This is a genomic window from Pelagibacterium luteolum (assembly GCF_900100665.1).
In the GTDB taxonomy this organism is placed as follows: Bacteria; Pseudomonadota; Alphaproteobacteria; order Rhizobiales; family Devosiaceae; genus Pelagibacterium; species Pelagibacterium luteolum.
In genome coordinates, this window is the sequence record NZ_FNCS01000009.1 from 1 (window position 1) to 20071 (window position 20071).

Consider the following 20071-nt stretch of genomic DNA (forward strand, 5'->3'; position numbering starts at 1 on the left):
CCAGCCCCGGGGTCCGCCAAATACGATGGCAACGAACCGCGAGAATGCACCATGACCCGGCATGGCTCACTCAGCCATATGGCCTCTTCAAACCAGCGACGGCCAACGGGATGGCGTGCGCCATGCCGAATGGCGATCGCTCCCAGTCAGACAAGCGCACACCAGAACGCCTCAAAAAGCTCTGCGGTCCAGCCCGCAAGCAGCGTCATCGACCCGATCAGGCCAATAAACGCTCCTCAAGCTGCTCAACCCCTGGCAGCCCCAAAACATAAAACCCCATAGCTCAAAGCATGCCGACCGCGGGTTCCTGCATGAGGGGCTTTCGTACGCCTGCCGGCACCCGAAAACCTTCACCAATTCGGTCGTTCCCTGTCTCTTGTGGCACACCGGAAGCGGACATCGAGCAAGCGCACGATAGCGCTCAGGACGACGTCGAAATTGGGGTGTCTGGACGACTGTCGGAACGCATTTTGCTCAGGGTATCAATTGCTTCGTGCTGCGAAAGAAAAACTTGCCCAGTCAAATGGGCGAAGAAATCCGAGCGCTTCAGGCGATCCATGACCGGCCCCTTCACTTCGGTGAGGTGGAAAACGATGCCCATGTCTTTGAGCCGTTCGTTGATGGCCTCTAGACTCTCGAGAGCCGACATGTCGATGGTATTGACCGCCGGGCACACCAGAATGACGTGACGAGTATCAGGGTTGGCAGTGACCTTTTCTAGGATCACGTCTTCAAGAAAGCGCGCATTGGCGAAATAGAGGCTTTCATCAACCCGCAAGGAGATGATCTCGGGGCGGGTTTCCACATCGTGACGCAGGACATTGCGAAAGTGCTCGGTGCCCGGGACTCGACCGACGACTGCGGTGTGCGGCTTAGAGGTGCGATAGAGAAAGATCAGGATCGAGGCTGCGACGCCAAGGGAGATACCCATCTCGACACCGAAGATCAGGGTGACGAAGAGGGTGGTCGCAACGGCAGTGAAATCGGCTTTGGAATAGGTGAAGGTCTTTTTCAGGATCGAGAAATCCACCAGCGCCAAGACGGCCACCACGATCGTTGCGGCGAGGGTTGCTTTGGGCAGCAAGGCAAGGAAGGGGGTCAGCAACAACGTGGCGACGGCAATGCCAATGGCCGTGAAGATGCCGGCAGCGGGCGTTGCGGCACCGGCGTCATGATTGACGACCGACCGTGCAAATCCCCCGGTGACGGGATAGCCGGAGCCCAGGCCGGAGAAGATGTTGGCAGCGCCCAGACCGACCAGTTCCTGATCAGGATCGATGCGTTCGCGCTTTTTAGCAGCCAGCGTCTGGGCCACGGAAATGGATTCGACAAAGCCCACGATCGAGATGATGAAGGCCGGGCCGATCAGCACAGTGATGAGATCAAGCGAGACGTTTGGGATCGAGAGCAGTGGTATGCCTTGCGGCACCTGGCCCACGAGCGCCACGCCCTTGCCGCCGAGATCGAACACGGCAGATGCAGCTATGGCAGCGAGCACAACCACCGCCGGTGCCGCCCGTACCAGAAAGGTGGCAATGCCAGATGGCACACCCCAACTCGAGAGTCGTTTTTTCATGTCCAGCCGGACCCAGGCGAGCACGGCCAGCGACGCCATGCCGACTGCGAGCGTATAGAGGTTGATCTGTCCCAGATGCTCAACGATTGACGCCACAAGCTCGGGCATGGCGTGGCCGTGCGTCTGTATACCGAGCAGGCCGCCCAATTGGCTGGTGGCGATGATCAGCCCGGAGGCTGTGATGAAGCCGGCGATGACGGGGTGAGAAAGAAAATTGGCAACAAAGCCGAGGCGGAACAGCCCCATAAGAGCCAAGATCCCACCGGAGAGCAGTGCAAGAACGATGGCGGCGCTGGCATAATCAGCCGTGCCCTCCGCTGCAATGCGCCCCACCGCCGCCGCCGTCATCAGCGAGACAACGGCAACGGGTCCTACCGCCAGCGACGTGGACGAGCCGAAGATGGCATAACCCAACAGCGGCAAGATCGAGGCGTAGAGGCCGACCTCTGGCGGCAGACCCGCCAGCAAAGCGTAGGCCAGAGACTGTGGGATCAGCATGATCGTGACGATCACAGCCGCGGTGAGGTCGCGCCCGAACCGGTCACGAGAATAACGTCTGCCCCAATTGAGGATGGGGACGTATTTGGCAATCATGAGATCGGCCTAACGGTTGAACGTTGCGTAAAGGCTGCCGGCCCGAGCACCCGAGCGACAATAGCCCAGCACAGGTCCGTCCATTTCAGCCATAGCTTGCTCGAACCGAATGATCTGGCCTTCGCTGAGCGGACCGGAGACCGGAACGTGGGCGACCTTCAGTCCCGCTTTTTCTGCAGCCGCGGACACTTCGGCATAGGATGGCTGTCCGGCCTCTTCGTTATCGGGACGCGCACAGACGATACCGACATAGCCTTTGGACTTGATATCCTCGATATCGGAGGGGCGGATCTGACCGGTAGTTGCGAACCGGTCGTCGATTGTCTTTATATTCATGTCAGAGAGTTCCTTGTGCCGGATCAGGTTTTCTGCGCGCTGGCGCGACTTCCGAGGGTATTGCGGGCGAAACGAGCCAGAACGATGCCGCCGACCATCGCTGCGACGAAGATCAGAGCGTCGGGTTCCCCCAATCCCAGGGCGGGAATCGAACCACCCGGGCAGAATCCGGAGATGCCCCAGCCAATGCCGAAGACTGCGGAGCCAGCAAGCAGTGGTGTATCGATGTCCTTACGCGTGGGCAGGTGAAAAGTTTTGTCAAAGACCGGTGCCGGGCGCTTGAGGATGAAAAAGTAACCGATTGCAGTGACTGCGAGTGCGCCGCCCATCACGAACGCAAGGGAAGCGTCCCAAGTGCCTGCAATATCGAAGAAGTTTAGCACTTTAGCCGGGTTCGCCATGCCGGAGATGGCAATACCTGTACCGAAGATAAGCCCAATAAGGCCAGCAACGAGAACTTTTTGCACTACAGCACTCCAAGAACGTGACGGACAATGAACACGGTTGCGGCGGTCGTCGCCATGAAGGTCAGCGTGGCGACGATCGAGCGGACGGAAAAGCGTGCCATGCCGCAAACCCCGTGTCCCGAGGTGCAGCCGCCCCCGAAGGTGACGCCGATACCAACAATCAGGCCGCCGGCGACGAGCCATTCGACGGGCATGGGGCTATGAAAGCCGATGACGTCACCACCGGCAAATGCCACGATGAGGGCTGGGGCGATAACTGCGCCCGCGAGAAATGCAGCGCGCCATGCCCAGTCTGAACCAAGGGGCGGGATAACGCTGGCGACGATACCGGTCATACCAGCGATGCGGCCATGAAACGCCATGAGCATAACGGCGGCGAGTCCGATCAGCGCGCCGCCGAACAGGGAGACCAGAGGTGTGAATTCCGTCATCAGGACTGCTTTCTGAACGTGGAGAGATTTAACAGGCGATAAAGCGGGCAAAAGCGCATCAGCGCGGTGACGATGAGCACAAGACCCACGATGATCGATACGATCATCGCCACTTGCCCCCAGCCCAAAACAAAGGGGATGGCGATGAGGGCCAGCCCCAAGACGATGCGGATGATGCGGTCAGGTGTTCCGACATTGAGCATGATGTGATCCCTTCACTGAAGTGCTCAAAACGACTTGAGATTGCGCTCTCCGGATGGAAGGCGCTACGCGCAGAACAGCTCGTACATGGTCGAAATGAACCGCTCGACGCGGGTATCGGCCAGAGAGTAAAAGACCTGCTTTCCTTCCTTGCGCCCGACAATCAGGTCGGCGGAGCGCAGCTCGGCCAGCTGTTGGGAGAGGCCAGGCTGGCGCAGATCAAGGGAGTCTTCGAGCTCGCGCACCGAGCGTTCACCATCGACGAGCGCGCAGCAAATCAGCAGCCTGTCGCGGTTAGCGAGCTTCTTCAGGAAGGCCGAAGCGTCGTCGGCCTTTTCCTTGATGGCGATGGTTTCCTTGGAGAGTTCTGTGACGCTCATCGTCTCACCATGAAGCGCCTTCGAGCGCATTAAGCGGGATCTTGAGATACCGCTCGCCATTGGATTCGGGCTCAGGGAGCCGGCCCGCATTGGTGTTGATCTGCAACGCATGAAGGATCAGCTTGGGCATGGGCAACGTCTTGTCGCGTGCGTCGCGAACGGTCACGAACTCGGCTTCCGATTTGCACTTGGACATATGGATGTTGGTAGCCTTCTGCTCGGCGACCGTCGATTCCCATTTCGGCTCACGGCCACCAGGTTGGTAATCATGACCAGTGAAAATGCGGGTTTCGTCCGGTAGCGCGAGAATGTCCTGGATCGACTTCCAAAGCGCTGTGGAACTCCCGCCGGGGAAGTCGGCACGCGCGGTGCCGCCGTCGGGCATGAACAGGGTGTCGTGGACAAAAGCAGCATCGCCGATCACGTATGTGATCGAAGCGAGTGTGTGGCCGGGCGAGAACATCACATGTGCGCTGATGTTGCCGACCTTGAAGGTTTCGCCTTCTGCGAACAGCTTGTCCCATTGGCTGCCGTCGGCGCGAAATTCAGGCCAGTTGTAGATGTCTTTCCAGAGCTTTTGGACGTCGGTGACCTTCTCGCCGATGGCAGTAGGTGCCCCGGTCTTATCCTTAAGGTACTGAGCGGCCGAAAAATGGTCGGCGTGCGGATGGGTGTCGAGAATCCACTGAACCTCGTATCCCCTGTCTCTGATGAACGACAGAATCTTTTCTGCTTCAATGGTATTGGTTGCGCCGGACTTTTCGTCATAGTCGAGAACCGGATCGACGATGGCGCACTTTTTCGTTTCGGGATCTGCAACAACATACTGAATTGATGAGGTGCGTGCTTCGAAAAAGCCGGTCACTTCAGGTTGGGCGCTCATAGGTAGTGATCCTCAAATTCAATCTAGGCGCAGGTCTCGCCGCCATCTGAAGGCATATAAGATCGATTGCATTTTTTTGCAATAGATATTTTGAGAATAATCGTTTGCCCGCCATAGCTAGCTGCTACGGCGTAAGAAATGCGCGTATGACGAGCCCGATGGCGCTGACGACGCCAACGCCAGCTACCCAGAGTGCCACGAACCAGAAGATTCGCTTACAGACTTGGCGACCCGACATCAGTGATAGTGCTCTTCGGGGTCGATCTTGCCGCGGAACACCCAATAGGCGTAGCCCGTATAAGCCAGAATGATGGGGATGAGCACGACGGCGCCCACCAGCAGGAAGGACAGGCTGGAGTCGGGGGCCGCGGATTCCTCTATGGTGAGGGCTGTCGGCACGATATAGGGGTAAAAGCTGATGCCGATGCCGACGAAACTCAAGACGAATAGCCCGAGAGCCGCAAGGAAAGGCTGAAGGTGCTTGTCGGTCGTGAGCCCATGCCAGAGCGCGAAGGCGCAGCCGGCGAGGAGGACCGGACATGGAAAAAATTGATCTTCGCCGTCGCCATCTGCTGGCGGGCACAGCGGGCGCCGCTGCACTTATGGCGTCGGGGGTGCGGGTGTCGGCTCAGGAAGCGGACGCCGGACCATTGCCTGAATATGTGGAGTTCAAAGACGCGGACGCGCTTATCATCCACTCTAACAACACTATCGAGACCAAGCGCGACGTCTTCGGCGTTCAGCCAATCACCAGCGAGCATCAGCTCTACGTTCGCAACAATGTCACGCCACCCGATGAAAGCATCGTGGCCGATCGTGACGCTTGGGAGGTTTCGATTGAGGGTGTCGCCAACCCGGGCTCGGTAACGGTGGGCGATCTCAAAAGAATGGGTGTAGAAACCGTCGCCATGGTGCTTCAGTGCTCGGGCAATGGCAGAGCCTTTTTCGAGCATGAGACGAGCGGCACCCAGTGGCAGACAGGAGCGGCCGGGTGCGTCCTGTGGACCGGCGTTCCGCTTCGTACGGTGGTGGAAAATATGGGTGGCGTCGCTGATGGTGCCCAGTTTGTGACTGGCACCGGTGGGGAAGAAATCCCCGAAGGCCCGAACGCGGCTGACGTGATGGTCGAACGCTCGGTTCCACTCGATGTCCTCGACAGTATCCTGCTGGCCTGGGATATGAATGGCGAACCGATTTCGCTCGCACATGGCGGGCCACTGCGGATGATCGTTCCCGGCTTCACCGGCGTCAACAACGTCAAATACATCAAGCGCGTGGCGATGACGGAGGTTGAAACGGACGCTCTGATTCAAAGCCAGCGTTATCGACTTGTCCCGCTCGGGGAAAGCGGCTCACCCGAGTTTCCTTCAGTCTGGCAGATGGAGGTCAAGTCCTGGATCACCGGTCCACTTGAGGACGCCGCGTCGGGAATGCACCAGATCACCGGGCTCGCCTTTGGTGGTATCAATGCCATCGATAGCGTCGAGGTTTCTCTCGATGATGGTGAGACCTGGGAGGATGCGCAGTTCGTGGCCCCCGACCTTGGCAGGTATGCTTGGCGTCCCTTCGTGCTCGCAAAAGATTTGGCGCCAGGAAGCTATAGGATCGTCAGCCGAGCCACCGACAGTGAAGGCAATCAGCAGCCAGAGGCTACTGAACCCAACCAGTCCGGTTATAACCACAATGGCTGGCGCGCTCCGGGCGTCGATGTCACGATCAGCTAAGATGAGAGAAAGACAATAAAAATGATCCATTCCCTGTCGCGCCTCGGTGCGTTTACGGCAATCGCATTTGCGTTTGCTGCACCAGCCGCGTTCGCCCAGTCCGACGATGAATTGCTCGAACTTGGCCGTGAGGTGTTTCTCGAGCATGCGGAGCCGGCCTGTGGTCTTTGCCACACGCTGGCGGATGCGGAGACCGAAGGCGGCATCGGGCCGATCCTCGACGATCTGCAGCCGAGTACCGATCAAGTGCGTCTTGCCGTCACGCTGGGGGTGGGCCCCATGCAGCCCTATACCGAGCTCTCGGAGGAAGAAATCGAGGCCCTGGCATTCTATGTTGCCACGGTAACCGGGGGGACGATTTCCGAAAAGGACGCCGAAGCGGCCGAGTAGGTAACCCGCGATTCTCGATTGAAGGGCCGCTTGGACGGCCCTTTTTTTATACTCGTTTGCGTGCGACGAGATTGATGAGAGCTGACATTCCGGCATGCCCTGTGCCCTCGGAAATCGAGCTGTCGTGAACGGTGAGGGCGAGGATGTCGAGATCGGCGAAAGCGTTGCGGATGAGGTCTTCGGTGTAGAGATTTTCGACCATCGGCGGACCGCCTGTCCCATAAGTCAGCTGCTCGGGGCGGTAGCCCTGCATCAGTAGTGTGCCGCCGGACGTCAGCGTCCTGATCATGCCTTTGAACATCGCATCGCGCAGAGCAGGCCCTGCAAACTGAATGAAGATGGCCACAACAAGGTCGAACGCCTCGGCGGGCCAATCATAATTGACGATGTCGACGTGCTGAGTTTCCAGCGAAACGCCGCGGCGACTGGCGAGGTCTTGTGCCTTTCTCAAAGCGACCGACGAGCTGTCTATGGCCGTAACGGCAAGGCCCTGTTCGGCCAGCCATACGCCATTCCGGCCCTCGCCATCGGCTACGGCAAGAGCGCGCCTGCGCCCTTTTACCCCGTCGACCTGGCTCGCCAGAAAAGCGTTGGGAGCTTCACCGAACAGATATTCCGCGCGATCGTATCGACGGTCCCACTCACTCATTTCTGGCTCATTCCTTCAAGGTCAAAGCGGTTGTCTCCAGCGGAACACGTACTGGTAAAGGCATCCGGTGTAACCTATCAAACGCCGAGTTCTGCACGGGCCGCCGCCACGGCTTCGCGGAACTGGGCGAGCTCGAGGGCGCCGTTGATGAAATAGGGGCCGATGAAATATGCGGGCGTTCCCGTAATCCCGACCTGGTCGGCTTCGGCAAGGTTGCGGCGCAATTGGTCGAGCAACGCGTCGCCGTCGGTTTCGATCGTTGCGTCGACGGCGTCCATATCGACAGGCGAGGCCAAGAGTGCCTCACGCATCTGCTCTTCGGGAATACGCATACCCTCGATCCCCATCAGGGCGTCATGCGCATCGAGATACTGCCCGTTGCGGTGCGCGGCAAGCGCGGCCTGACCGCCATAGACAGAGGCTTCTGTCAGGATTGGCCAGTCCTTGTACATGACCTTGAGTTTGGGATCGCTCTCGCGCAGCGCCTTGAGATGGGGGGCGCTGCGTTTACAGAAGGGACAGTTGTAATCGAGAAACGCCACCATTGTAACGTTTGTGTCCGGTCCGCCGAAGGTCGGCGTGTCCGGTGTCCCGAAAAGTTCATCGAGATCGGGCGGCAGTTGGGTATCCTGCGCGACGCCTGGAATGGCGTAGGCTGCCAAAGCTGCGGCCGGGGCGAGAAGCGCAAGGCGATGGATGTCGCGACGTGTCATTTGCTTGGGCATAGGCAATCCTGTCATGTGCTAGTGTCACGACGCTCGGCGCGCAAACTTAAGCCAGCCTTAAGGCTGTCATTGTGCAAGCAGATCGATACCGCACCGAACAGGAGTTATCCCGTGCGCATTTTGGTGGTTGAAGACGATGCCATTCTCAATGACGGTCTTTTGACTGGTCTGAACCTTGCCGGCTTTTCGGTCGAAGGCGCGGCCACGCTGGATGAGGCACGCGCTGCCCTTGCTGCGGGTCGTTTTTCGGCCGTCGTGCTCGATATCATGTTGCCCGACGGGTCAGGCATCGACCTTTTGCGGGAGTTGCGCGCCCAAGACGACAATCAGGCGGTCCTGCTTCTCACCGCGCGAGACACGGTTTCAGATCGAATTTCCGGGCTCGATGCGGGCGCAGACGACTATCTGGGCAAACCCTTCGATCTTGATGAACTTTCAGCGCGCCTGCGGGCTCTTGTGCGCCGCTCCAATGGGCGCGCCAGCGCGTGTCTGGTCTGGGAGGCCATCACGCTCGATCCCGCCACCATGCAGGTCGAGGTCAAAGAGCAACCGGTCGCGCTTTCGCGTCGCGAGTTCTCGGTTCTTCACGCGCTCATGCAATCGCCCGAGGTCATTCAGTCCAAATCCCAGCTCGAAGAAAAGCTTTATGGCTGGCAGGAGGACGTCGAAAGCAACACCATTGAGGTGCACATCCATTATCTGCGACAAAAGATTGGCCGATGCGCCGTCGAGACGATCAGGGGGTTGGGTTATCGCATGGGGCGATGCTCATGACCTCGATCCGGGGGCGTCTCGTTATCATCCTGATGGTCGCAACGAGCCTGGTCTGGCTTTCGGCCGTGGGATGGATCTATTTCAGCACCCGTGCCGAAGTCGAGCGGGTTCTCGACGCGCGGCTGAGCGAAGCGGGGCGCATGGTATCCTCGCTCGTCTCCAGTCGTGAGATCACGGTTGCGGACGCGGCCGGTGTCGTCGACGACATGCTGCCGGTGCCTTCCCACATCCCCTATGATCGCCAACTGTCCTGTCAGCTCTGGTCGTTCGATGGCACCATGGTGGGGCGCTCGGACGGCGCCCCCCAAGAAGCGCTGGCCACTCACGAGGACGGGTTTGCCGAAACCGAAATCGATGGTGAGCGCTGGCGCGTCTTCGCCATCTCCGATGCCGAAGCCGGTATCCGCGTTCTCGTTGGTGACAGCATTGCCTTGCGCGAACGGCTCGTCGGGGACGTCATCACGGGGTTGCTTGTGCCGGCCGGTCTGACGCTGCCACTGATGGCGGGCCTGATTCTTGTCGCGGTCAATCGGGGCCTTCTGCCACTCGACCGGGTTGCAGGCGATCTTGCGAGGCGACGTGCTGATGAACTCGACGCGATCGAGGACGAGGGTCCGCGTGAGGTGCGGCCCATGCTTGGCGCTCTCAACGCACTGTTCGCCCGCGTGCGCCAGGCCCGCGAGCGTGAGCGCAATTTCACAGCTTTCGCCGCTCATGAGTTGCGCACGCCTCTCACCGGTCTCAAAACCCAGGCCCAGATTGCTATTCGCAGCGAAGACCCAGCCGTTCGGCAAAAGGCACTTGAACAGATCGTTTCGGGCGTCGACCGGACGTCGCGCATGGTGAGCCAGCTTCTCGCCATCGCCGCGGTCGAAGCTGCTGCCGATGCGACGGCGCCGGTCGTCAAGGACGCTGGACAGAGCCTGCGCACGCTTTTGAGCTCCATGAGCCTGCCCGAGACCGTCGCGATCACTGGCCTCGACCGGCTTGATGGCATCGGCCTGCTCATTGCCGCAACCGACTTCGATCTCATCTTCCGCAATCTCGTGGAAAACGCCATCGCGCATTCGCCGCACGATGGCACCATAACCTTTTCCCTCACCCGCAGCGCTGAACATGTCGCCATTTCGGTGCTTGACGAGGGCGCCGGCATGGCCGGCGACGATATCGCTCAGGCCAAGGACCATTTCTTCCGCGGGCGCAACAAAACGCCACTTGGAAGCGGGCTGGGTCTGTCCATAGCCGACGCCGCGGTCAGCCGCGCCAATGGCAGTCTCGACATAGAAAACGCGCCACCCAATGGCCTACGCGTGCTCGTCACGCTTCCTTTAAGCTCCGCTTAAGTTCGCCCGCCCACAGAGTCGGCACCTATCCCATCTGGAGTGCAACGCATGGCCCTATTGAGGTTCCTTTTCGTCCTGCCGGTTCTTTTGCTCGCTACGCTCGGGCAGGCACAGGAGGCCATGCCGCTACCGGTCGACGAGGCCTTCACACTCTCGGCAGATGCGGCGCAAGAAGGTGTCGCGCTGACCTGGCAGATCGAGGAGGGTTATTATCTCTACCGGGACCACATCGAAGTGATCGGTCCTGACGACCAGCCAATCGCGCTGGACCTCCCGCATGGCGAGGTCACGGAGGACCCAACCTTCGGCACCACCGAAACCCTCTGGGATGATTTTACCACGGTTGTACCGGTCGATGACGCCGATACCCTTTCGATCCGGTATCAGGGATGTATGGACGGCAGCATTTGCTATCCCCCGGTCAACCGCACCCTCGATGTCACAGCGATGAGCCTCTCGGACGATCTTGGCTTTGGCATGCTCGCAGGCGGGAATCAGGCATCAGTGTCCTCGCCGATCACGATCGCACAGGATACCGGCGGGTCATTGCTTTCCCAACTGGCGGAGCGGGGCGGGGCGCTGTTTGTTTTGGGCGGATTTCTGCTCTTTGGCATTGCGCTGGCTTTCACACCATGCGTCTTTCCCATGTATCCCATCCTGGCGGGTACGCTGACGCGGGCCGGCCAGACACTTTCAACAACACAAGCCTTCCTGATTTCGCTAACCTATGTGCTGGGCATGGCCATCGCTTATGGCCTTCTCGGCCTCGCCGCCGCCTGGTCGGGCCAAAACCTGCAAATGGCGTTGCAGTCTCCCTGGGCGGTTTGGGGCGTTGCGGTCCTGTTCGTTGTCCTCGCAACCTCAATGTTCGGGGCATTTGAATTGCAATTGCCTTCGTCCTGGACGACCGCAATCACGCGACGCTCCGGCGGCGGCGGTGGTTTTGCCGGCGCGGGAATCATGGGGTTCCTTTCGGCTCTCATCGTCGGCCCTTGTGTCACTGCGCCTCTGGCCGCCGCGCTCATCTATATTGCACAGACCGGTGATGCTTTTCTGGGAGCGGCGGCGCTGTTTGCCCTGGGCATGGGCAAGGGCATTCCGCTGATCATTTTCGGGACTGTGGGCGGCAAAGCGCTTCCGCGGGCTGGCGCCTGGATGGAGCGGGTCAAGCATGTCTTCGGGTTTGTCTTCATCGCAGCCGCCGTCTGGATGCTCGAGCGAGCGCTTCCCGGAGCTGTGGCGGTGGCTCTATGGGCCGCGCTTGCCGTCGCCATGGCCATATATGTCTTTTGGCTCATTCCCGCCCTACGGTCAGGTTGGCGATTTGCCGGGGGCGCCCTTGGCGCGTTGGTCCTCGCATATGGCGGTGTACTCGGCTTTGGTGCAGCGACGGGCGCTACAAGCCCTCTCGAACCGCTCGCAGGGATCGCGCCCGTGCATTCGGGAGGTGAGACCCGGACACTCACGGTTGCTGGCCTTGATGGGCTCGACGACGCGGTCGCGAGCACCCAAGGTCAGAATCGCATCGTCTATTTCACCGCCGATTGGTGTATTTCCTGCGCCGTGATTGAACGCGAGATCTGGGACAGCCCGGAGGCGCTGGCCGGGCTCGACGATACCGCAATCATCAAGGTCGATGTCACGGAGAACAGTCCTAGCGACCAGAGGGTCATGCAGGCGCTGCAGGTGTATGGCCCACCCACGCTGCTCTATGTCGACGCCAATGCTGCTGAGGTCGAAGGCACACGCCTGATCGGCGAAATCGGCGTAACAGATTTCCGTGAAAAGGCCATCGAAGCGGGAATGCTGTAATGAATGCAATTGCGCTTGGCCCGCTACTCTTTTCGGTCGAACGATTTGCCGCAATTGTCGGCATCTTGGCGTTCTACATCGTCATGGTCGCAGCCGGACGGGTCGTCAAGCGACCCCTCGGCGATCTCGCTCTGACCATGATCCTGGCCGGAGGGGCCGGGGCGCGGTTGGTCCATGTCCTCTTCCACATTGAAAGTTTCGCTGCCGAGCCGCTGCGGATTCTCTACATTTGGCAGGGCGGCTTTAATATCTGGGGCAGCATCCTGGGCCTTCTGGGTGTCGCGCTCTGGAAGGTGCGGCGATTGCCGGTTATTGCCGGCACGGCGGCTGCGAGCGTCGTCGGGTTCGGCCTGTGGGGATTTGTCCTGCTGCTCTCCCAGCAGACGTCCGGTGCGCCGCTCCCAAGGACGGCACTCGAAACCGTCGATGGCGAGCGTATCAATCTTGCCCAGTTTCAGGGCGAACCCCTTGTCATCAATCTATGGGCCACTTGGTGCCCGCCCTGCGTGCGCGAGATGCCAATGTTTGCCCAGGCAGCACAAGACAATCCCGACATCGCATTCGCCTTCGTCAATCAGGGGGAGGGGCGAGCGGAAATAGAAGAGTTCCTGACCGCCCAGGACCTAGATCTCGAGCACGTCATTCTCGATCCGTACTGGTCAACCTCTGGACACTATGACTCCCGCGGATTGCCGACAACGCTCTTCATCGACGCCGACGGCACCATTTCGGCCACCTATCCCGGGGAAGTGTCGCCCGAACTGATGAACGAGCAACTGGCGGCACTGCAGTGAGCAAAAACTATAGAGATGTGGGCAGCCTTAAGCTGGGCATAAGGTAGATGGCCAAACTGTCGGCGAGATCGCCAACAGCAAGAAAGTATCGCTGTGTTGAAAGACAAGGCAAGTTTGCCCAGTCGTCGCTTATTTCTCGCGGGCGCGGCGTCGCTGGCTCTGGCCGGGTGCGCATCGACCGTTCAGCGGCCGCAGATGGCGCAACCGGTTATGCCGCCACCTCCGCCACCAACACCCCCGATGTACTACGCCATGGCCAACGAGCGGTTTCCGATCCCGGAAGTTGACGTCTCGCAGGTCGACCCCAAATGGTGGCGCACCGAAGTCGACTATCCAACAACCGAGAGGGCCGGCACGGTGGTGGTCGATACGCCGAACCGATATCTCTATCATGTGGGCTCGGGTGGGCGAGCGACCCGGTATGGCGTGGGCGTTGGCAGAGATGGGTTCTCTTGGGCCGGGCGGGGCCGGCATATTGCCTACAAGCGCGAATGGCCGCGCTGGAATCCCCCCAACGAAATGGTGGCGCGCCAGCCTGAACTTGAGCCGGTTAGTATCGCAAACGGCGGCATGGCCCCAGGGCTTGATAACCCCCTCGGCGCCCGTGCGCTCTACATTCACGAGGGCAACCGCGACACCATCTACCGCATTCACGGCAATCCGGAGTTCTGGAGCATCGGTCGAGCAGTTTCGTCAGGCTGTATACGAATGCTCAATCAGGATGTCATCCACCTCGCCGAAAATGTTCGCGACGGAAGCCCGCTCGTCGTGATCGCCGACCCTTCGATGGAGCACCTTCTGCTTTAGGCCATTGAATTTGTATCGGCAGGCTTCCAAGGGGGGAGTGTCGCCTCTGGTTCGCGCTCTTAGCGCCCGATCCGCATACCCAACGATCCTGCAAGCCGTGTGAGAACGCTCTTCATAGTTTTAACTGGTTGATGCAGGTGCGAGCGTCAGACAATCGACGACACTGTCAGTCATGTGAATGACCAATTCCGTTCTACGCCAGTCATCAGCGACGGGTTGGCCACACGCGCAACGGCGACATCGGGCCCGACTGCGGACCGGTAGCCTTTCCCAATTCGTCGCTGAAACCGGTTTGGCCGGTTCCGGCCCCGAAATTGCCAGTCAGCAACGCGCCCCAACTTCAGTCGTTCAGATCGCGCTTGCGGTTTGCCGAAAGTTGTCGTTCACGGAGGGTAGCCTCTAAGCGATTGGTTGCAGTCTCGACCCGCGGACATAGCGAAGATAATGGAGGCACCGAAATTTGATTGCAGTACCCAAGTTCATTGAGGCTCCCATCACCATGAATGGGTGAAGATCAGCTCAAATGCTGCAATGTGATCTCTTTGGCCCGCTTCTCGATTCCTGGGCCAGCCCTAGAACGGTCGGCCAGCCCGCGACTACGGAGTCGATACCTGTCGACTATTCGTCGATCCACGATCCTTGTGGAGTGATGCTGCACATTGATCGACACTAAGTACATCGCCGAAAACGCCCTTAAAGTTTGCGAGCGAGTATATGTGCGCGGCATCGGTGTGCGCGGAAAGGCAGTCCTCGATCATAATCGATTTGTAGTTTGCCACGGCGGCATCCTTTGCGGTGGACTCGCAACAAACATTGGTCGCAGTTCCTGCGATGAGGACGGTTTCGATGTTTCGTTCTTGCAAAACTGTAAGCAAATTCGACGACTGCGGGGCAATCGCGCTGAACCGGGTCTTGTGAACGATCAGGTCCTGTGGCTGGCGGTCGAGATTGCTAACCAATTGAGATGCATGATGATCGGGATGCAGGAGAGCCTGTCGTAAACTCTTGGCTTGCGGCGCCAAAATGTGATCTTCAAATACGCTCCAGCGAGAATCGTCCATGGTGGACAGTGTGCGTATCCAAATGACGCATCCGCCCGAATTTCGCAGCAAATCAGCCATGCGGTTTATTGCAGGCACAGTGGCGGCGGCGTCGGCAACGGCTGTGGGGTATTGCAGGTCCACAAAGTAATTTTGCATATCGATGACAAGCAGCGCGCAGCGCGAGGCCTGGATTGCGGTAAAAACGCGATCCGTCGAAGTGCCATAAATTGCGGGTCCTGATTGCACGTTCGCTTGCATACTCATCCTCCACCACGGCCTGTCCTCGCACCGCTATGCTGATTTGAAACGTGACTATTGTCACTCAACGAATGTTTTTGATATCCATATATGAGATTTCATACAAGGAGGTGGGCGTGATAGAGCGCAAGACAAGTTTGGAAAAAGTGCTCGCGATCCTCAATCTCTTCAGTGAAGACAAGCTCACCTGGACTGCCGACGAGGTCGTGGCCGCTACAGGCTACAGTCGTCCGGCGCTGTATCGCTACGTCAAGATCATGAAAGACGCGGGGTTGCTGGTTGCCGACTCGCGGTTTGGCTTCACCCTCGGGCCGCGCATTGTCGAACTCGACTATTTGCTGCGGCGCTCCGATCCGCTCATGGTGCACGGCGTGCCGGAGATCGATTCCTTGGCAAAATGCTGTCCCGGCAATGCGTTGCTGGTGCGCTGGTACGGCTCAAAGATTCTCTGTGTTTATTCCGCACATTCGGGCGAAGGTATAAATACCAGCTATCACCGCGGGCGCCCTATGCCACTGGCGCGCGGCGCCATAGGGCGTTCGATCCTGGCCTATCTTCCCAAGGCCAGACTGGCCAAGCTCGTCAAATCTCGTGTGGATGAGTTCGCAGCCGTGGGGTTTGGTGCAACTGAAGACGAAATTATCAGCAATTTCAGTCGCATCCGGAATGATGGTTTTGCCGTGGCTTATGGCGAAGTCACTCCAGGTGTCGTGGGCATTGCGGCTCCCGTCCTTGATGCCAAGCGCAGCCCTGTAGCTTCGGTCTGTGTCACCGTGCTGGGCTCTCAACTTGACGCCGGTCAAATCGAAGAGATCAGCGAGAAAGTACGCGAGTCGGCGCACAATATGCATATAAGATATTGACGGCCGGAAGGTCGGCAGTGGCGTCAAAATTCTCAAATACGGAAATTTTGTTTGACAGCAATGCCCCGCTTTCGTAACCGTGTCGCCAGAAAACAGCACGGGGAGAGGGCTGATGAAGACGGTATCGGCAGCCTATATCGGCGGGAATTGGATCGACGGAGGGTCGCAGGCAGACAGCATCGATCCCAGCAACGGCGACGTATTCGGACACTTTCAGGCTGGAAATCGCGACCTGGTGGACCAGGCGGTGGCGTGCGCTCGCGAGACGTTTGAGCAAGGCCATTGGGCAGATTCACCCCGCTTGCGTGCCGACGCCCTGTTCGAACTCGCGGCGGCCCTGGAGCGCGATGCGGGTCAGTTGAGCGAAATGCTTGTCGCCGAAAACGGCAAACTGCTGGCCGAAGCGCGCGGAGAAGTGGCAGGCGCGATTTCCGAAATCCGGTATTACGCTGGCCTCGCCCGGACGGTGATGGGGCGCACATTTCAAAGCGCGCCGGATGTCATGTCCTTGCTGCACCGCGAGCCTGCAGGTGTCGTTGCAATCATCGTGCCCTGGAATGCGCCGATCACGCTTCTTGCGCGCTCACTGGCTCCCGCGCTTGCTGCCGGTTGCACGGCTGTCATCAAGCCGGCCCTGCAGACGTCCGTAACGCACGGGCGGTTCATGGAGTGCGTCAACGCTTGCGCGTCGCTTCCCAAGGGCGTTGTGAATTCGGTCAACGAAGTCGATGACGAGGTCGGGCGTGCACTGGTGGCTCATCCCGACGTCGACGTCGTCAGCTTCACCGGTTCGACGCAGACCGGTCGCAAGATCATGGCGTCGGCCGCGCCGACCCTCAAGCGGCTGTCGCTCGAGCTTGGCGGAAAGGCGCCGGCGGTCATCTTTGAAGATGCCGACCTCGATCTTGCGTGCGCCGAGCTGACCCGGGGGTCCCTCGTTATGGCGGGACAGATGTGCGTCGCAGCCGCGCGCTTTCTGGTGCACGAAAAAATTGCGCCCCGGTTCATCGAAATGATGAAACACGCCTATTTGTCCGTCCGGACCGGTCCGGGCAACGATCCGCAGAGCCAGATGGGCTCGTTGATCGACAAGGCCAACCAGCAGCGCGTCCTTGCCCTGATCGAGCAGGCCGGTGACGAAGGCGAGCTTATCGTTCGGGGAAAGGCTCTGGAGGGAAGCCTTGGCCAGGGAAGCTTTGTGACCCCCACCTTGTTTCGGATCGAGGACACGTCGTCGTCTCTGGTTCAGGACGAGCTGTTCGGTCCCATCGTCTCGCTGGAAACGTTCGGAAACGAAAGCGAGGCAATCGCCAAGGCGAATGCAACAAGCTTCGGGCTCGCGGCAAGCGTTTTTACTCGGGATCTCAATCTCTCGATGCGCGCATCGCGCCGCATTCGGTCCGGCACGGTCTGGCTGAACAGCCATACGCGTCTGTTTGCTGAAGCCGAGACGGGCGGGTACCGCCAATCCGGTCTGGGTCGACTGCACGGAGTTGAGGGGCTCAACGACTTCCTTGAAACCAAGCACGTCTACTTCGAGGCGGGCTTGCGCTAGCCGCCGACGACCCTCCTTTCATCCGTTTCGGGTTTGACTATGACTGTTACTGTTACTGACTCTCTTTCAACGCAAGTCGCGATCGTAGGCGGAGGCCCGGTGGGCCTTGGCCTTGCCATTGAGCTGGGGCAACGCGGCGTGGATGTGGTGGTTGTCGAGCGCTATCATCAGCCCCAGCCCGTTCCGAAAGGGCAAAATCTCACCCAGCGGACGATGGAACATTTCCATTTCTGGGGCGCCGAACAGATGCTGCGGTCGGCCCGCACGGTGCCCACCGAATACGGTATCGGCGGCATGACCACGTATGGGGCGCTTCTGAGCCCCTATACCTACGACTGGCTGCAACGTGAACTTGTTCGCCCGTTCTACTATCAGGACAACGAGCGGCTCCCGCAATATCAGACCGAAGCGGTGCTGCGTGCACGCGTCGCCGAACTGCCGTCAGTGAAGGTACTTTACGGCTGGAGCGGCAGCTCGGTCGAGCAGCGCCAGAACGGTGCAACCGTCGGGATCAGCGAACGGGAAGGGGGCGACACCCGGACCATTACCGCGCAGTTTGTCGTGGGGTGTGACGGCAGCCGGTCCGGTATTCGCGAAACAGCCGGCATCGCTCAGACGCGCTCGGACCACGACAAGCTCATGGTGCTGCTCGTCTTTCGCTCCACAGAGCTGCACGACCTGCTCAAGCGCTATCCGAACAAATCATTCTACAACGTCCTCCATCCCGACCTTGAGGGGTATTGGCAGTTTTTCGGTCGCGTGGATCTGGGAACCACGTGGTTCTTTCATGCCCCGGTTCCCAAAGACACCAATCGCGACAATTTCGACTTCCACGGCTATCTTCATAGAGCCGTGGGACAAAAATTTGATCTCGACATCGATTATATCGGTTTTTGGGATCTCAGATTTGCAGTGTCGGAAACATACCGCAATGGCCGGGTTTTTATTGCCGGTGATGCCGCGCACAGTCATCCGCCCTATGGCGGCTATGGCATCAACACCGGCTTTGAAGACGCAAGAAATCTGGGCTGGAAACTGGCTGCCTTCCTGCAAGGGTGGGGTGGAGAAGACTTGCTCGATTCCTACAGCCACGAGCGTCAGCCTGTCTTTGCGTCGACGGCAAAGGATTTCATCGAAAGGTCGATCCATGTCGACGGTGATTTTCTCGCAAAGTTTGATCCTGAAAAGGACAAACAGGCTTTCGAAAACGAGTGGAACCGCCGCCGTCACGGCGCGACCGAAGAAGTCGGCGCCTTTGAACCCCACTACGAGGGCAGCCCGATGGTTTTTGGACCGGGTGACGGCGTAACCAATGCCAAGGGCATGCACCAGCATCGCGCGCGGGCCGGCCATCATCTGACCCCGGCAAGCCTGTCGGACGGTGCGAACGTTTATGAGCGGCTCGGCACCGGATTTACGCTTATAGCGCTCGATGCGCTCCCGGAAGAAATCGGGCAATGGATCGATGCTGCCAAAGCGCTTGGCTTGCCACTCGAGGTTGTCGAAGACAGCGCTGCTGACAGCCGGACGCTCTATGAAAGCCGGTTCATCCTCGTCCGCCCCGATCACTTCATAACGTGGTGCGGCGAGCCGGCAGATGTGACCGCAGATCACATCCTATCGGTCGCCAGCGGCGAACACGATGCTCCATTCGGGAGCGCAGTCGCACAATGAGGGACAGCATGACAAGAAACGACGTCGCAAGCCTTGAGGGTAAAGTTGCCATCGTGACGGGGGGCGCCCGCAACATCGGGCGTGCCATAGTCGAGCGCCTGGCCACGGCAGGTGCCAGCGTGATGGTCAATTTTGGTCCCGGAACCCAGGATGAGGCCCAAGAGCTTGCGTCCACGCTCACACAAAAGGGTCGCTCGGTCGGGATTGTCGCAGGCGACCTCTCCGAGCCCGAAACGGCTGGCGCGATCTTTGATCGGACTTTGGAGATGTGGGGTCGTGCCGACATTCTGGTCAATAACGGTGCCATCACCGGCCCCCGCGCCAAGATCAGTCAATTGTCGACTGCCCATTTCGACGAAATTTTTGCCGTCAATGCGCGTGGTGTCTTTCTGATGATGCAGCAGGCAATGGCAAAGCTTTCGGACAATGGCCGGATCGTGTCCATTGCGTCCAGCACGACCCTCTACCCACAGCCCGACCTTGGCGTCTATGCGGCGAGCAAAGCTGCGGTAAAGGCGCTCTCGGAAGTCTTCGCACTCGAAGCTGGTCAACGGGGCATCACCGTCAACACCGTCATGCCTGGCCCGGTCGTGCCCGGCATCTTTGATGCCGCTCCACCTGCGAGGCAAAAGGCCATCCAGCAGGCTTCGCCCTTCGGGCGTCTCGGCACGCCGGCCGATATCGCCGACATCGTCGCCTTTCTCGCCAGCGAGGAATCGCGCTGGATCACCGGCCAGCACATCTTGGCCAACGGCGGATCACAGCGCTAGAGCCACACTTATAATTCAGAAC

The 20071-nt window shown here is 59.3% G+C and carries 21 protein-coding genes and 1 pseudogene; 11 read left to right on the forward strand and 11 right to left on the reverse strand.

Features of this window, described 5'->3' with window-relative positions; translation table 11 throughout:
• Positions 1 to 421: 421 nt before the first annotated feature.
• From BLR31_RS13820 to BLR31_RS13855, 8 genes and pseudogenes are all read right to left on the reverse strand, one after another.
• The gene (locus BLR31_RS13820; RefSeq protein ID WP_090597297.1) at positions 422 to 2170 is read right to left on the reverse strand and encodes a SulP family inorganic anion transporter; all 1749 of its coding nucleotides are present in this window, start codon (positions 2168 to 2170) and stop codon (positions 422 to 424) included.
• A gap of 9 nt (positions 2171 to 2179) precedes the next feature.
• Positions 2180 to 2506 carry a protein tyrosine phosphatase family protein gene (locus BLR31_RS13825; protein WP_090597298.1) on the reverse strand — a complete coding sequence of 109 codons (327 nt, stop codon included), beginning with the start codon at positions 2504 to 2506 and terminating at the stop codon, positions 2180 to 2182.
• Positions 2507 to 2529: 23 nt separating this feature from the next.
• Positions 2530 to 2973, reverse strand: a complete 444-nt coding sequence (locus tag BLR31_RS13830) for a DUF6691 family protein (protein ID WP_090597299.1) — start codon at positions 2971 to 2973, stop codon at positions 2530 to 2532.
• Positions 2973 to 3404 (reverse strand): YeeE/YedE family protein, encoded by a 432-nt coding sequence (locus BLR31_RS13835; protein WP_244505065.1) that lies wholly within the window; start codon positions 3402 to 3404, stop codon positions 2973 to 2975. Before BLR31_RS13835 ends, BLR31_RS13830 begins: the two co-directional genes overlap by 1 nt.
• A complete protein-coding gene (locus tag BLR31_RS13840; protein ID WP_244505066.1) occupies positions 3404 to 3607 on the reverse strand; it encodes a YgaP family membrane protein in 204 nt (67 codons plus the stop codon). Before BLR31_RS13840 ends, BLR31_RS13835 begins: the two co-directional genes overlap by 1 nt.
• A gap of 63 nt (positions 3608 to 3670) precedes the next feature.
• A complete protein-coding gene (locus BLR31_RS13845; RefSeq protein ID WP_090597424.1) occupies positions 3671 to 3985 on the reverse strand; it encodes an ArsR/SmtB family transcription factor in 315 nt (104 codons plus the stop codon).
• A gap of 4 nt (positions 3986 to 3989) precedes the next feature.
• On the reverse strand, positions 3990 to 4868 hold the full coding sequence (locus BLR31_RS13850; protein ID WP_090597301.1) for an MBL fold metallo-hydrolase: 879 nt from the start codon (positions 4866 to 4868) through the stop codon (positions 3990 to 3992).
• 237 nt (positions 4869 to 5105) lie between these two features.
• A pseudogene (locus tag BLR31_RS13855) lies at positions 5106 to 5405 on the reverse strand (cytochrome d ubiquinol oxidase subunit II); the annotation flags it as partial.
• 2 nt (positions 5406 to 5407) lie between these two features.
• Here BLR31_RS13855 and sorT point away from each other — a divergent pair.
• Both sorT and sorU read left to right on the forward strand, forming a co-directional pair.
• Positions 5408 to 6592, forward strand: coding sequence for a SorT family sulfite dehydrogenase catalytic subunit (sorT, locus tag BLR31_RS13860; protein ID WP_090597302.1), 1185 nt, complete (start codon positions 5408 to 5410; stop codon positions 6590 to 6592).
• A 21-nt stretch (positions 6593 to 6613) separates the two neighbouring features.
• Positions 6614 to 6982, forward strand: a complete 369-nt coding sequence (gene sorU / locus BLR31_RS13865) for a SorU family sulfite dehydrogenase c-type cytochrome subunit (RefSeq protein WP_143009393.1) — start codon at positions 6614 to 6616, stop codon at positions 6980 to 6982.
• A gap of 46 nt (positions 6983 to 7028) precedes the next feature.
• Here the strand turns inward: sorU and BLR31_RS13870 are convergent, their stop codons facing one another.
• Positions 7029 to 7631, reverse strand: coding sequence for an SAM-dependent methyltransferase (locus BLR31_RS13870; RefSeq protein WP_090597303.1), 603 nt, complete (start codon positions 7629 to 7631; stop codon positions 7029 to 7031).
• A 77-nt stretch (positions 7632 to 7708) separates the two neighbouring features.
• Positions 7709 to 8356, reverse strand: a complete 648-nt coding sequence (locus BLR31_RS13875; RefSeq protein ID WP_176762667.1) for a DsbA family protein — start codon at positions 8354 to 8356, stop codon at positions 7709 to 7711.
• A 111-nt stretch (positions 8357 to 8467) separates the two neighbouring features.
• On the opposite strand from BLR31_RS13875, the gene BLR31_RS13880 reads away from it, so the two are divergent.
• From BLR31_RS13880 to BLR31_RS13900, 5 genes are all read left to right on the forward strand, one after another.
• Complete coding sequence (locus BLR31_RS13880; RefSeq protein WP_090597305.1) at positions 8468 to 9130, forward strand: response regulator; 663 nt, start codon at positions 8468 to 8470, stop codon at positions 9128 to 9130.
• Positions 9127 to 10473 carry an ATP-binding protein gene (locus BLR31_RS13885; RefSeq protein ID WP_090597426.1) on the forward strand — a complete coding sequence of 449 codons (1347 nt, stop codon included), beginning with the start codon at positions 9127 to 9129 and terminating at the stop codon, positions 10471 to 10473. The genes BLR31_RS13880 and BLR31_RS13885 overlap by 4 nt, the downstream gene beginning before the upstream one ends.
• A gap of 48 nt (positions 10474 to 10521) precedes the next feature.
• Positions 10522 to 12285 (forward strand): protein-disulfide reductase DsbD, encoded by a 1764-nt coding sequence (gene dsbD / locus BLR31_RS13890; protein WP_090597306.1) that lies wholly within the window; start codon positions 10522 to 10524, stop codon positions 12283 to 12285.
• Positions 12285 to 13079: a TlpA disulfide reductase family protein gene (locus BLR31_RS13895; protein WP_090597307.1), complete on the forward strand. Its 795-nt coding sequence runs from the start codon at positions 12285 to 12287 to the stop codon at positions 13077 to 13079. The genes dsbD and BLR31_RS13895 overlap by 1 nt, the downstream gene beginning before the upstream one ends.
• Before the next feature lie 195 nt (positions 13080 to 13274).
• Positions 13275 to 13886, forward strand: coding sequence for a L,D-transpeptidase (locus BLR31_RS13900; RefSeq protein ID WP_244505067.1), 612 nt, complete (start codon positions 13275 to 13277; stop codon positions 13884 to 13886).
• A 596-nt stretch (positions 13887 to 14482) separates the two neighbouring features.
• On the opposite strand, the gene BLR31_RS13905 is transcribed toward BLR31_RS13900, so the two are convergent.
• Complete coding sequence (locus tag BLR31_RS13905) at positions 14483 to 15187, reverse strand: cysteine hydrolase family protein (RefSeq protein WP_176762669.1); 705 nt, start codon at positions 15185 to 15187, stop codon at positions 14483 to 14485.
• Positions 15188 to 15303: 116 nt separating this feature from the next.
• Between BLR31_RS13905 and BLR31_RS13910 the strand changes: the two genes are divergently transcribed.
• The 4 genes from BLR31_RS13910 (at position 15304) to BLR31_RS13925 (ending at position 20049) form a co-directional block, all read left to right on the forward strand.
• Positions 15304 to 16050, forward strand: coding sequence for an IclR family transcriptional regulator (locus BLR31_RS13910; protein WP_090597427.1), 747 nt, complete (start codon positions 15304 to 15306; stop codon positions 16048 to 16050).
• Positions 16051 to 16162: 112 nt separating this feature from the next.
• Complete coding sequence (locus BLR31_RS13915; protein ID WP_090597310.1) at positions 16163 to 17605, forward strand: aldehyde dehydrogenase family protein; 1443 nt, start codon at positions 16163 to 16165, stop codon at positions 17603 to 17605.
• Between the two features lie 39 nt (positions 17606 to 17644).
• Positions 17645 to 19279, forward strand: coding sequence for an FAD-dependent monooxygenase (locus tag BLR31_RS13920; protein WP_090597311.1), 1635 nt, complete (start codon positions 17645 to 17647; stop codon positions 19277 to 19279).
• 8 nt (positions 19280 to 19287) lie between these two features.
• A complete protein-coding gene (locus tag BLR31_RS13925; RefSeq protein WP_244505068.1) occupies positions 19288 to 20049 on the forward strand; it encodes an SDR family oxidoreductase in 762 nt (253 codons plus the stop codon).
• Positions 20050 to 20071: the final 22 nt, after the last annotated feature.